Below are 12,281 nucleotides of genomic sequence, written 5' to 3'. Positions count from 1 at the left end.
CTGTAGGAGCTGCCGCAGGCTGCGATCTTTTGATCTTTTACTTTGTTGCCTAACATTCCGCCTTGAACCAATCCCCTGCCAAAACTGTCCCTTTCTTTAACAGGATCAATTGCTTATTTGCAGCTACGCTAGAGCTTAGGGTGCACGCGCCCTCCGGTAGGGTGCCCGACAATAAGGAAGTGAATGAACAAGCTCATGGTCGCCATTGTGGTTTTGGTATTGGCAGGTTGTACCACAAGTGCCAAGACTCATGCCGTTCGTGGAGTCAGTGGCATAGAGATTGATTGCTCGGGGCTGGGCTCCGGGTGGGAGAAATGTCAAAAGCGTGCAGTCAAGGAGTGCAAGGGGGTAGGCTACAAGGTTGTTGCAAGGTCCGATGATGCCAAAGATGAGGATGAATTCCCCTTCGGCTTTAATCCTGCGGGGTATCTGACCCGCACTATGCTGGTTATCTGTCGGTAGTGGATGAAGGAACTATCTGACGCCTGAAGCGCTGAAAACAAGCGAGTTAAGCCTGTTGAATATATGTCGAGGCCTGGACTGTTCAAATAGCTCCGAGCGTGCTAAAACCTTTGAAGCGCTGATCTAGCTGCTTGAAAAAGAAGGGAAAAATATGACGAAGTCGGAGTTGATCGAACGAATTGTCACCCATCAAGGGCTGCTCTCATCCAAGGATGTGGAGCTGGCCATCAAGACCATGCTTGAACAAATGTCCCAATGCCTGGCCACTGGCGATCGTATCGAGATCCGTGGTTTTGGTAGCTTCTCCTTGCACTACCGCGCACCGCGTGTAGGGCGTAATCCAAAGACCGGGCAGTCGGTTAGCCTGGACGGGAAGTTCGTTCCTCATTTCAAGCCGGGGAAGGAGCTTCGGGATCGGGTTAATGAGGATGAGGAGGAGGGGCTTGACGCCCTTTGAGTTCTGAGGAGTTTGCGATGCGTAACTTGAAGCGTGCACTGCTCGCCGTATTTGCCCTGTTGTTGGTTTTGGTAATACTGGCGTTTGTGCTCGAGAATCAACAGGCTGTTGCCTTGCTGTTTTTTGGCTGGTCTGGGCCGGAGTTGCCCGTAGCGTTGTTGATGATTCTTGCGCTCCTTGTGGGGATGGTGATCGGGCCAATTTTGGGTTTGTTGCTCGGTCGTAGGACTATGCGTTCCCGTAAGTACGTTGGCTGATTGCGGTTAGCGCCAGAAAACGAACTGAGCTTTACCCACTGCTTGTCTACATCCATTAGTAAAACCGTCATTAAGCTGTAAAATGCTTCGCTTGTCCGAAAGCGGCTAGTTCCGATGTCGGGCAGACTGACTCTGTCAGAAGCCTCGGGTCTTTGCAGGCTTCTGCATTCATGGATTAGACAGTGCACGGTTCGCTGCCCTGTCAGAAACTCAAGGGTATGGTTTCGCGTGAAAATTCTAGTAACCGGCGGCGCCGGATTTATCGGTTCGGCGGTCATCCGTAATATCATCTCCAACACAGCCGATTCTGTCGTTAACGTCGATAAGCTGACTTATGCGGGTAACCTTGAGTCATTGGCAGAAGTGAGCCAAAGCTCGCGTTACTCTTTTGAGCTCGTTGATATATGTGACCGTAGTCAGGTAGACCGTGTACTGCGTGAGCATCAACCAGATGCCATTATGCACCTGGCGGCAGAATCCCACGTGGATCGATCAATCTCCGGCCCCACTGAATTCATTCAGACCAACATAATCGGCACCTATACCCTGCTGGAAGCCGCACGCCATTATTGGGCGGCGCTGGACGACGGGCGAAAAGCCGCGTTTCGCTTCCATCATATTTCTACTGATGAAGTCTACGGAGACCTCGAAGGTCCGGAAGATCTTTTCACTGAAACCACGCCTTATCAGCCAAGTTCGCCATACTCCGCGAGCAAGGCCAGTTCAGATCATCTGGTTCGCGCCTGGGCTCGCACCTATGGCTTGCCAACTCTCGTGACCAATTGCTCGAACAACTACGGCCCGTGCCATTTCCCTGAGAAGTTGATCCCACTGATCATCCTCAATGCGCTGGAGGGCAAGCAGCTGCCAGTTTATGGCAAGGGTAATCAGGTTCGTGACTGGCTGTATGTCGAGGATCACGCTCGAGCGTTGTACAAAGTCGTCACCGAAGGTGTGATTGGCGAGACGTACAATATTGGTGGCCATAACGAAAAGCAAAACATCGAAGTCGTGCATACCTTGTGCGTGTTACTCGATGAGCTGCGTCCAGATTCCGCGCACCGTCCGCACGCTAGCCTGATCACCTACGTTCAGGATCGTCCTGGTCATGACCAGCGCTACGCGATCGACGCTAGCAAGATCCAGCGCGAGCTGGGCTGGACTCCGGAAGAAACCTTCGAAACCGGTATTCGTAAAACGGTCGAATGGTATCTCGACAACACCGAGTGGGTAGAACACGTCAAAAGTGGTAGCTATCAGCAGTGGATCGATCAGAACTACGCGGATCGTTCGAACAAAGCATGAAAATCCTTCTTTTGGGTAAAAATGGCCAAGTGGGATGGGAGCTACAACGCTCCCTCGCGCCGTTGGGCGAGCTGATTGCGTTGGATCGTCATTCGCAAGATGGTTTGTCGGGTGACTTGTCTGATCTCGACGCCTTACGAGCGACAATCCGCGAAGTCAGACCAGACGTCATCGTCAATGCTGCGGCCTACACAGCGGTCGACAAGGCTGAATCAGAAACCGAACTGGCCGACCGAGTAAACGGTCAGGCCAGCCAGGTTATGGCGGAGGAAGCCGCGGCTTTGAACGCGTGGCTCGTCCATTATTCAACCGACTATGTCTTCAATGGCCAGGGCAGCACACCCTGGCAAGAAACAGACGCAGTTGCTCCAGTGAATCATTACGGTGCCAGCAAGCTGGCGGGTGAGCAGGCTATAACTGCCTCTGGATGCAAGCATCTTATCTTCCGCACCAGCTGGGTCTACGCCGCTCGAGGTAACAACTTTGCCAAGACCATGCTGCGTCTGGCAAAAGACCGCGAAACATTAAACGTTATTGCCGACCAGATCGGAGCGCCGACCGGTGCTGATCTAATTGCAGACGTGACAGCGCTGGCCATTCAGAAGGTTGTTCATCAACCTGAGCTGGCAGGTCTTTACCATTTGGCTGCTGGTGGAGAGGTTTCCTGGCATGGCTATGCCAGTCATGTGATCGAATTCGCGAAGGCTAATGCGCAAGAGCTAGCCGTCGAGTCGGTTGTTCCAATTGAGACAACTGCATATCCGACGCCTGCACGACGCCCACTTAATTCACGGCTGAACACTCAGAAGCTACGTGATAATTTTTCTTTACACTTGCCGGATTGGCAAAGTGGTGTAACCCGAATGCTTAGGGAAGTTTTGAACAAATGACTACGACAAATCGTAAAGGCATCATCCTCGCCGGCGGCTCAGGTACTCGATTGCACCCGCTGACCCTAGGGGTTTCCAAGCAGATGTTGCCGATCTACGACAAGCCGATGATCTTCTATCCGCTGTCTGTGCTGATGTTGGCCGGCATGCGTGAAATTCTGATCATTTCTACGCCTGAAGATTTGCCATGCTTTCGCAAGTTGCTCGGCGATGGCAGCCAGTACGGCATCCAGTTGACCTATGCCGAACAACCAAGTCCAGACGGCTTGGCGCAAGCGTTCATCATTGGCGAAGAGTTCATCGGCAAGGATCCATGCTGCTTGATCCTCGGTGACAATATTTTCTATGGTCAGCACTTCTCGGACAATCTTCGTTCGGCCAGTACCCAGCAAGTCGGCGCGACTGTATTCGGTTATCACGTGTCGGATCCGGAGCGTTTCGGAGTCGTAGAGTTCGATGCAACTGGCAAAGCCCTTAGCATTGAAGAGAAGCCGCTCAAGCCAAAATCCAACTATGCGGTAACAGGCTTATATTTCTACGATAACGACGTCGTTGAAATTGCCAAGAACATCAAACCCTCCGAGCGCGGTGAGCTCGAAATCACTGACGTCAACCGTGCTTACCTCGAGCGCAAGACGCTGAAGGTTGAAATGCTCGGTCGTGGCTTCGCTTGGCTGGATACCGGTACCCATGATTCCTTGCTGGAAGCTAGTCACTTTGTGCATACCATTGAGCAGCGCCAAGGGCTGAAAGTGGCTTGTCTGGAAGAGATTGCTTACAACAGCGGCTGGATTACTGCAGAGCAGCTTGGAGCTCAAGCAGAAGCCTTGCAGAAGACGGGATATGGTCAGTACCTGAAAAAGTTGATGGCTTCACCCTCACATTAAAAAGAGCATCAGAGGTGCGTTTTATTATACAGCGAATTTCTATCTATACGGTTCGCCTGTCTGTAGTGGTAATACGTATTGAGACATGCTGAAAAAAGAAAAAGCCAAACGTCGGCTTTCTGATAAACGAATAGGTTGATTTTTATATGGCGAATACTCCGGCATCCACCCAACGAACTAATGAGATCGACCTCTTTGAACTGGTTGCAGGGTTGTGGGCTCAGAAAGCTCTTATCATCAGCGTCGCATTGGTCGGAGCTTTGTGTGCAGCGGGTTATGCTTATTTTAGCAAACCTGTGTATGAGGCACGTGTATACCTGCAGCCACCTACATTAAACGGGATCGCTGATTTTAACTATGGTCGAACGGTAGGTGCAGAGCTGACACCATTTAAGATTGAAGACGTATATGAGGTTTTTACACGGAATTTGCAGAGTGAATCATTACGACGTGCTTTCTTCAATGAGGTCTATCTCCCTTCTTTGTCACCGTCCGAGCGCATTGGCTCTCAGGATTTGTTGTACGCAGATTTTTCGAAAGACTTGTCAATAGGCTTGCCGACCAAAGACCAGCCGGACCGTTATTCCGTAACCGCTAGAGGCCAAGATCCAGCTCGAGCAGCTTTGTATGTGAGAGACTTTGCCGCTAGAGCGGGGGCTCTAGCGGAAAAAGAAATGATCAGCAACGCTACTCGTGAAGCTGAAGTGCGTGCACGTAATCTTGGTCAACAAATTACTACGCTGCAAGAAACCGAGAACAGAATCCGTCAGGACTCCATTTCACGATTGAGCGAGGCATTGGCAATCGCTGAGGCGATTGGTCTACAGAATCCACCAATCATTTCCGGTAACCTTTCAGCTGAAGTATCCGCAGCGATGGATGGACAGCTGACGTATATGCGCGGTAGTAAAGCGCTGAAGGCTGAGATTCAGAATCTCGAAGCCCGTAAGTCTGATGACCCGTTCATACGCGCGTTGAGGGGATTGCAAATTAAACAAAGTTTTTATAATGATTTAAAAGTAAATCCCGGCACTGTGTCGGTCTATCGACAGGATGGCCCTATCGAGCAGCCAGATAGCCCCATTAAACCCAGAAAAAATCTGATGATCTTACTAGGGCTTTTGTTGGGCGGTGTGCTAGGTTTTATTATCGCGATGATTCGATATTTTGTCCTCATTAGAAAAAATGTTGCTTAACTCTGAGTCTTTCGCCTACTTAGCAGCTGAGCGAGGAAAAAAGTGTTTTGGAAGGGTGTTTCCAAATCACAGTCAGACCTGGACCGTATTGGCGGTGCAGGTCTTTCCTGGTAAGTAGCTATCACGGTTTCCTTCGAGTACTTCTAAATTTCATAGAAGAAATGAGACTTGAATATCGAACCATTGAAACCACCTCCATCAACTACTCTGAATGTATGAAAAAGCAGAGTCATTATTGGATATTCGCTAATGCACAATTTCATGAGAGTGAATTGAATGACCGACTATTCATAGTGATGTTCGGTGTAAACAATAGAACTTGTACAGCAGTAGATGTTAATCCGGACGCGTCGAATGATTAATTTTATTTTAGTTTTTTTTGCCAACGTTTTTTTTAGTGCCCCCTCTATAATTCTAGTAGTGGCGACCTCCCATCTTGGGGGTTTCAATGATGCGGCGATGCTTGGAGCTGCATTCTCTATTTGTGCTCCTATACAACTGTTTTTTTCCATGCAGCATAATGTGTCTATTTTGAGTGGAAAATTAAGTTTCAAAGAGTCGTTGAGTACGAGAGTCCGGCTAGTTGTGCCGTTTCTGCTCTTTGGGCTTCTCGGTTCGATTGTCTTCTCCTCGCAAATAGTATTTTGGTTTTTCCTTTATAGATGTGCTGAATTTTTATACGAGCCAGTACTTTGCGAGGGGATACGAGCAGGCAAGTATCGAAGTGTTTTTATCGCGTCATTATTACGATGTGCCCTTTTTTCAGTAATTGTCTTTAGCTCTCTATACTTTGGGGCTGATTTGCACGTTGCGCTGTTGATAGTTGGGGTTGTGTTCTCTCTTCTGACATTAAAGTTTGCCTACATTGCTTTTAACGAAGCAGTGCCGTCATGGGGAGGGTTTGTATTGGGCGCGGCCGCTTTTTTTTCTAGCGTTATCGTGAACATACCGCGATATTTTGTTGTGGGAGCTGATGCACCGTTTGCAGGCTTCTATTCAAGCATGTTGACGTTGGTTTTGGGAGGAGGTTTGTTGTATGGGGCTTTTAATAACTACTTCTTTCCAAGATTTATTGCGTCGGGGAATATTGGAGTTATGAAGTTTTTGAATATGTCTTTGGTAGTGTTTCTTGGTGGTATGTTGTTGTCATATGGTTTGTTTTCGGGAACGGTATTTTCGAAGCTGTTCTTGGCGACATTCTTAGGAGATAAGTATCTGGTTTATTTTCAGTTTGTTATGGGGTTTGCTTGTTTTTATTTTGTGATGTACTTCCATGCTGCGCTAAATTTCATATTCGTGTTTCTGTGTTTGTCAAAAACGTATATGGTGTCACTTATCGCATACGGCGTTTGTATGGCAGTATTCATTTTCTTTGGACTTGAATATTATAAGGCGGAATATAGTCATTTAATTTGGATGGTTGTTTGTTTTGGAGTGATTTATGCCGGAGCTTGTTATTTTTTTCTCAGGGTTAAGCTGGTAGGAGGGCAGTGCAAATGATGTTTTTGAGTGTGTTTTTGATTTTTGCACTTTCGATATTTGATGGGCGTGCCTCTTATTTTGGTGTGGCACTTTTTTTATTGGTTGGCGTGGTTCAGGTCTGTTTTTTCTCATCTACTATTAGCGCGAGAAAGCTAAACTCGCAGCAATTTTTTGTTTTCATATTACCTTTGTTTATTTTTTTTTCCTGGTGTTACGGGGTTGTGATCGGTTTGCTAAATGGCGTGAATGTCAGCTACGTGTTTACTAACTTTGCTGGTCTTGCATTGTACGTGATTTTTTATCTTTTCTATTTTTCTGTCGGGATAAAAGTATCCAAAAAAGCTCTATTTTTCTCCGCGATATGTAGTGCTGGTTTTGCGTTTTATTCGGTGTATAGCGCTTTCGCTGTGGTTGGTGGTGGGGGCGATTCAAGTGGAATCGGACTCGCGGATCTTAGAACACTTTATTCAAGTGCTTTCCTCTACGTCGTTCCATTTTTGTTTATCTGTCTGGTGTCTTTGTTTTTGCAGACGGACAACAAATTTGGATTTTCTGGATATGTAAGGGCATTTTTTTGGTTGGCTGTGTTCAGCTTTACATTAATTGTTCCCGCTATGTCTAAAGGATTTATTCTTGTTTTTCTCATCATGTTCATGTTTATCTTTCTTGCTGGCTATTCATCAGCGTTACGCCATTTAGCGATCGGGCGAAATTTATTTATAATGACGCTAGTTGTCATAGCGGTGAGCATAGCATTATTGTTGTTTACTAATTTGTATGAGGTTATTTTATTTAGTTTTTCATCGGGGGAAGGTAGTAATTCCGTCAGAAGTGAACAGTTTGATTATTTGGTGTCTGAGTGGAACTTTACGGGCGCCGGTTTGGGAAGTTCGTTGGATTCTGGCTATAAGCGTGATGAGACGGGATATGGCTTTGAGTTAACTTACGTAAATTTAGTCAACAAGTTAGGCGTGTTCAGCCTTCCATTGTTCCTGTCGTATGCATCAACTATTTTTTACGGTTTAAAGTTTTTCTTTCTCGATGGTAAGCGTGTGTCAGGGGCTTGGGTACTAGGGTCAATGGCGTTTCTGATCCCCGGTGCGGGTAACCCCTTGCTATTGGCTCCTGTGTTTGTGTTCATGCATTTTCTAGCTATAATGCTGATAATAACTGAGCTCTGCCCCGATGGTAATACTGATGAGGGCAATGAAACTGAGTCTGGCGCGGTAGGCTCTTGAGAATACATATGGTAGGGGTAGTTGCGAGTTTTGAGATTTTTTCGAGTGTTAACTAGGAATAAATATGTGTTCGGTTAGCGTTTGTATCGCCACCTATAACGGTGCCGAGTTCATAAGAGATCAGTTGAGATCTATACTCGAACAGATCCCTGAAGACTCTGAGGTTTTGGTAGGTGATGATGGGTCCACAGATGAAACTCTTCTCATTGTCGAAGCGTTTCACGATGCTCGAATAAAAATTATCAGAAATACTATGAATCTCGGGTACATAGGAAATTTTGAAAATTTGATAGCAGTCGCTACGGGAGAGTATATATTCTTGAGTGATCAAGATGATTTATGGCCTCCAGGTAGAGTCGAGAAAATGATCTCGGCAATGAAGTCTTCCGAAAGTTTGATGGTGGTAGGGTCAATGGAGTCGTTCGTCGATTCAGTTGACAGTCGAAAATATTTTTGTGGTTTTGACCAGGCTAGAAATCGCACTCCTGTCAGGAATTTTCTTGATATATTCGCTGGTCGTAGTGTGCCGTATTTTGGCTGTGCCATGTTGTTGTCGAAGAAGATCAAACCCTACTTAATACCATTTTACTCAAAAGTCGTTAGCCATGATATATGGATAGCTTTTGTGGCAAATAGACGCAACTCTGTCTTCCACTTGAGCGACGTTGTTACATTGAGACGTGTCCATGGTAGAAATCTGACCAATAATAATCGTGGTTTGTTCGATAAAGTAAGAACCCGGTTTGTCTGGTTGGTTGCTATTTTTCATATTATTTAATAAAGAGGATAAGCCGTGTTTGACAATAAGACGCTAATGATAACTGGTGGTACAGGTTCTTTTGGCAACGCTGTGCTCAAACGATTTTTAGATACCGACATCAACGAAATTCGTATTTTCAGCCGCGATGAGAAAAAGCAAGATGACATGCGCAAGCGCTATGCCAGTCCAAAGCTGAAATTTTACATTGGCGACGTTCGGGATTATCAGAGCATATTGAACGCTAGTCGCGGTGTGGACTTTATTTTTCATGCCGCAGCGCTCAAACAGGTTCCGTCCTGCGAGTTTCACCCAATGGAGGCTGTCAAAACCAATGTTCTTGGTACTGAGAATGTTCTTGAGGCGGCGATCCAGAATCAAGTCAGGCGGGTAGTTTGTCTGAGCACTGACAAGGCTGTGTACCCGATCAATGCCATGGGTATTTCCAAAGCCATGATGGAAAAGGTCATGGTTGCCAAATCCCGTAACGTGGATGAGGCCAAGACAGTGATTTGTGGCACGCGCTACGGTAATGTCATGGCTTCGCGTGGGTCCGTTATTCCTTTGTTCATTGGTCAGATTCGTGCTGGCCAACCGCTGTCGATTACAGACCCAAGCATGACACGCTTTATGATGACTCTCGCGGATGCGGTCGATCTGGTTCTGTATGCTTTTGAGCATGGCAACAACGGGGATCTCTTCGTTCAGAAGGCTCCCGCCGCGACTGTTGAGACTCTTGCGCTCGCCCTCACTTCCATGCTTGGGCAGCCTGAACATCCTATTCAGATTATCGGCACACGGCACGGTGAGAAGCTTTACGAGGCGCTTTTGAGCCGGGAAGAAATGGCGTGCGCAGAGGACATGGGCGATTACTTCCGAGTGCCACCAGATCTTCGGGATCTGAATTACAGTAAATTTGTCGAGCAGGGCGAAGAAAAAATTTCTACCATGGTGGACTACAACTCGCATAACACTGAACGCTTGGACGTTCAGGGGATGCAAAATCTGTTGCTGAAACTTGACTTCATGCGTGCAATTCAGCGCGGCGAATTTGCAACACCCGAGGAATAAAGCATGAAAGTATTGATCACCGGTGCGAATGGATTTGTTGGTAAGAACCTTATAGCTCATCTGCATGAGCGAAAAGACATCGAGATGCTGCGATTCTGTCGCGAAGATAATATCGCCAGTCTGCATTCGCTCGTATCTGAGGTGGATTTCGTTTTCCACTTGGCCGGTGTCAATCGCCCTCGGGATATTGAAGAGTTCAAGGTTGGTAATGCTGATCTTACTCAGGCGTTATGCAGCGCGGTCGCTGCGAGTGGGCGTAAAATTCCAATAATCTACACCTCATCAATTCAGGCAGAGTTGGGCAATGCTTACGGGGACAGTAAGCGTGAAGCAGAAGATGCTCTGCTGAATCTTTCCAATACATTCGGCAGTCGTGTGCATTTGTACAGGCTACCAAACGTATTTGGAAAGTGGGCCCGACCTAATTACAATTCGGCCGTCGCGACGTTTTGTTATAATGTAGCAAACAATTTGCCTGTCACTATTAACGACGCAAACGCTAAAATTTCTCTTGTCTACATTGACGACGTCATAAGCAGTTTTATATCTGTAATGGATGGAAGGCTGTCTGGTAATCCTTTTGTAAATATAGAACCTAATTACTCGATAGCTGTTGGCGATCTCTCGGCACAAATTTATGCCTTTAAGGAAAGTCGGCAGTCGATGATCGCCGAGCGCGTCGGCACTGGCCTTGTTCGAGCTTTGTATTCGACCTACCTCAGTTACTTACGGCCCGAAGAGTTTACTTACGAGGTTCCCAAGTACGGAGATGCTCGCGGCGTATTTGTAGAGATGCTGAAAACCCAAGATTCCGGTCAGTTTTCTTACTTCACTGCGCACCCGGGTATTACTCGGGGTGGTCATTATCATCATACGAAAACAGAAAAATTTCTGGTCATTTCCGGCAAGGCATGCTTCCGATTTCGCCACATAACCTCGGGTGAATTCTATGAATTATTCACCGATGGGGAAACACCTAAAGTCGTAGAGACTGTGCCCGGCTGGAGTCATGACATTACCAACGTTGGCGAAAGTGAGATGATCGTCATGCTGTGGGCGAACGAGATTTTTGATCGTGAGCTTCCGGACACCTACACTATGCCAGTGGCCACCGAAGCCTGATCGTATTTTGGAATGAGAATTACAATGAAAAAGTTGAAAGTCGTCACTGTAGTAGGCACCCGTCCTGAAATCATTCGCTTGTCGCGTGTCATCATTGCGCTGGACAAGTATTGCGATCATGTACTGGTCCACACAGGTCAAAATTACGATTACGAGTTGAACGAAATATTTTTTCAGGACCTCGGGATACGAAAACCGGACCATTTTCTTAACGCCGCGGGCAGTAGTGGTGCAGAGACGATAGGGAATGTGATTATTAGCGTCGACCGCGTCTTGGCCGAGATCGAACCAGAAGCTCTATTGGTGTTGGGAGACACGAATAGCTGCATGGCAGTCATTCCTGCTAAACGCCGCAAGATCCCGACCTTTCATATGGAAGCGGGTAATCGTTGTTTCGACATGCGCGTTCCTGAAGAAATCAACCGTCGTATTGTTGATCACACCGCGGATATCAATTTGACTTACAGTACGATTGCTCGGGATTATTTATTGCGCGAAGGTCTTTCGCCTGACATGGTCATTAAGACCGGTAGTCCGATGTTTGAAGTGCTCAATTATTATCGTGATGGCATCGAAGCGTCGGATGTTCTGACTCGTTTAGGCCTGGAGAAGGGCAAGTTTTTTGTTGTCAGTGCACACCGCGAAGAAAATATCGACTCCGATAAAAACTTTGGCAAGCTAGTCGAGGTGATGAATTCGGTGGCCGAGCAGTATGGCTATCCCGTGATTGTTTCAACCCACCCACGTACCCAGAAGCGAGTAGATGCCATGGGTGCAAAGTTCCACGAAAATGTTCGCTTGCTCAAACCACTGGGATTCAAGGATTACAATAAGTTGCAACTTGACTCCAAGGCAGTTCTTTCTGACAGCGGTACGATCAATGAAGAGTCCTCCATTCTTAACTTCCCTGCGCTAAATATCCGGGAAGCTCATGAGCGCCCAGAGGGCATGGAAGAGGCCGCGGTAATGATGGTAGGTCTCGAGGTCGAGAGGGTGATGCAGGGCTTGCAAGTACTGGAAAGCCAGGCTCGTGGCGAAGAGCGTACGCTGCGACTTGTAGCGGACTACAGCATGCCTAATGTAGCTGAGAAAGTAGTTAGAATCATTCACAGCTATCGTGATTATGTCATGCGGACTGTTTGGAGAAGGTACTAATA

13 protein-coding genes are annotated in these 12,281 nt (G+C 47.1%); all 13 read left to right on the top strand.

All coding sequences use genetic code 11. The features are described from left to right. Positions 1 to 183 precede the first annotated feature (183 nt). Positions 184 to 462, top strand: a complete 279-nt coding sequence (locus H7698_RS03435; protein WP_194690593.1) for a hypothetical protein — start codon at positions 184 to 186, stop codon at positions 460 to 462. Between the two features lie 151 nt (positions 463 to 613). Continuing rightward, positions 614 to 919 carry an integration host factor subunit beta gene (ihfB, locus tag H7698_RS03430; protein WP_194690592.1) on the top strand — a complete coding sequence of 102 codons (306 nt, stop codon included), beginning with the start codon at positions 614 to 616 and terminating at the stop codon, positions 917 to 919. A 17-nt stretch (positions 920 to 936) separates the two neighbouring features. Continuing rightward, positions 937 to 1,176, top strand: a complete 240-nt coding sequence (locus H7698_RS03425; protein ID WP_194690590.1) for a LapA family protein — start codon at positions 937 to 939, stop codon at positions 1,174 to 1,176. Positions 1,177 to 1,404: 228 nt separating this feature from the next. After that, positions 1,405 to 2,481, top strand: coding sequence for a dTDP-glucose 4,6-dehydratase (gene rfbB / locus H7698_RS03420; protein WP_194690589.1), 1,077 nt, complete (start codon positions 1,405 to 1,407; stop codon positions 2,479 to 2,481). Continuing rightward, positions 2,478 to 3,371 (top strand): dTDP-4-dehydrorhamnose reductase, encoded by an 894-nt coding sequence (gene rfbD, locus H7698_RS03415; RefSeq protein WP_194690587.1) that lies wholly within the window; start codon positions 2,478 to 2,480, stop codon positions 3,369 to 3,371. Before rfbB ends, rfbD begins: the two co-directional genes overlap by 4 nt. Next, a complete protein-coding gene (rfbA, locus tag H7698_RS03410) occupies positions 3,368 to 4,258 on the top strand; it encodes a glucose-1-phosphate thymidylyltransferase RfbA (protein ID WP_194690586.1) in 891 nt (296 codons plus the stop codon). The genes rfbD and rfbA overlap by 4 nt, the downstream gene beginning before the upstream one ends. A 146-nt stretch (positions 4,259 to 4,404) precedes the next feature. Next, complete coding sequence (locus H7698_RS03405; protein ID WP_194690584.1) at positions 4,405 to 5,454, top strand: LPS O-antigen chain length determinant protein WzzB; 1,050 nt, start codon at positions 4,405 to 4,407, stop codon at positions 5,452 to 5,454. 354 nt (positions 5,455 to 5,808) lie between these two features. Beyond that, positions 5,809 to 6,954 (top strand): hypothetical protein, encoded by a 1,146-nt coding sequence (locus tag H7698_RS03400; RefSeq protein WP_194690583.1) that lies wholly within the window; start codon positions 5,809 to 5,811, stop codon positions 6,952 to 6,954. Beyond that, entirely contained in the window at positions 6,951 to 8,174 is a 1,224-nt protein-coding gene (locus H7698_RS03395; RefSeq protein ID WP_194690582.1) for a hypothetical protein, read from the top strand. The genes H7698_RS03400 and H7698_RS03395 overlap by 4 nt, the downstream gene beginning before the upstream one ends. Positions 8,175 to 8,238: 64 nt before the next feature. After that, entirely contained in the window at positions 8,239 to 8,952 is a 714-nt protein-coding gene (locus H7698_RS03390) for a glycosyltransferase (RefSeq protein ID WP_194690581.1), read from the top strand. A 15-nt stretch (positions 8,953 to 8,967) separates the two neighbouring features. Then, positions 8,968 to 10,002, top strand: coding sequence for a polysaccharide biosynthesis protein (locus tag H7698_RS03385; protein ID WP_194690580.1), 1,035 nt, complete (start codon positions 8,968 to 8,970; stop codon positions 10,000 to 10,002). Between the two features lie 3 nt (positions 10,003 to 10,005). Then, complete coding sequence (gene wbjC / locus H7698_RS03380; RefSeq protein ID WP_194690579.1) at positions 10,006 to 11,124, top strand: UDP-2-acetamido-2,6-beta-L-arabino-hexul-4-ose reductase; 1,119 nt, start codon at positions 10,006 to 10,008, stop codon at positions 11,122 to 11,124. Positions 11,125 to 11,148: 24 nt separating this feature from the next. After that, a complete protein-coding gene (gene wecB / locus H7698_RS03375) occupies positions 11,149 to 12,279 on the top strand; it encodes a non-hydrolyzing UDP-N-acetylglucosamine 2-epimerase (protein WP_194690578.1) in 1,131 nt (376 codons plus the stop codon). Positions 12,280 to 12,281 lie beyond the last annotated feature (2 nt).

Source organism: Pseudomonas sp. p50(2008) (genome assembly GCF_015351605.1).
In the GTDB taxonomy this organism is placed as follows: Bacteria; Pseudomonadota; Gammaproteobacteria; order Pseudomonadales; family Pseudomonadaceae; genus Aquipseudomonas.
The sequence above is the reverse complement of the archived record's forward strand: the minus strand, read 5'-3'. Positions and strand labels throughout refer to the sequence as shown.